1 protein-coding gene is annotated in these 824 nt (G+C 72.1%); it reads right to left on the minus strand.

Going from position 1 to position 824, the window contains the following annotated elements; translation table 11 throughout:
• Positions 1 to 249 precede the first annotated feature (249 nt).
• Positions 250 to 824 (minus strand): terpene synthase family protein (locus IH13_RS0131350; protein WP_234433465.1); only part of this gene is annotated, 575 nt, incomplete at its 5' end.

Below are 824 nucleotides of genomic sequence, written 5' to 3' on the forward strand. Positions count from 1 at the left end.
AAGAGACAGGGCCAGTCGGGTGCGGGTACCGACCGGGTGAACGGGCCGCGCAGTTCGACACCGCTCCGCCGGGCTCGTGCCGTAGAGGAAGGACGTCTGCCGGACGGCGTGCGCGCGGGCTCGTCCCGACGAACACACCGATGTCGCTCGCGATCCCGTCGGCGCGCGGAATGTCCGCGCCGCGGCCGTGCCGAAGGCGACGGGGGCGCACGGCCGTCCGGCAGCGCGTCCCGCTCCGCCGGACGGCCCTCAGACGTGGTCCTGCCACCACCAGGCGATGGTGGGCAGACGCGGGGGGACCCGGCCGTCCGCCAGCGGGATTTCGGACCAGGCGGTGGACGGGACGGCGGTGGGAGTCCGGGGCACAGCGCCCCGGCCGTACGTGTGGAGGTACCGCGGCACATCCCGGGCCCAGTCGATGTTGCCGCGGATGCCGTGGGCGAGATCGTCGAGGTAGCGGCGGAGCGGGCGGCCGGCGCGCGCCCGTACCTTCTCGCCGAGTTCGAGAAAGCGGCACAGGACACTGTCCCGCAGGGCGACGGCATCGTGGAGTGCCTGCTCGGCTGTGCTGCCGTCCTGGGCCATCAGGACGGTGAGAATGTTCTGGTCGGTCTGGCGACGCCCGGACTCCCGGGCGAAGGAGTGCCGGTCGTTGTCCAGGGCGGCGACGCAGATGGCCATTTCGGTGAGCGCGCAGACGGCGGCCGAGTCCATCTCCCGGGCCGGGACCTCTTCGCCGTTGGCGATCTCCAGCAGGGCATAGGTGGGCTCCCCGCCGGCGGCGTGCAGCCGCATGGTGAGGTACCTGTCTCTTATACACATCT

The sequence above is a fragment of the Streptomyces sp. NRRL WC-3549 genome, assembly GCF_000721935.1.
Lineage (GTDB): Bacteria > Actinomycetota > Actinomycetes > Streptomycetales > Streptomycetaceae > Streptomyces.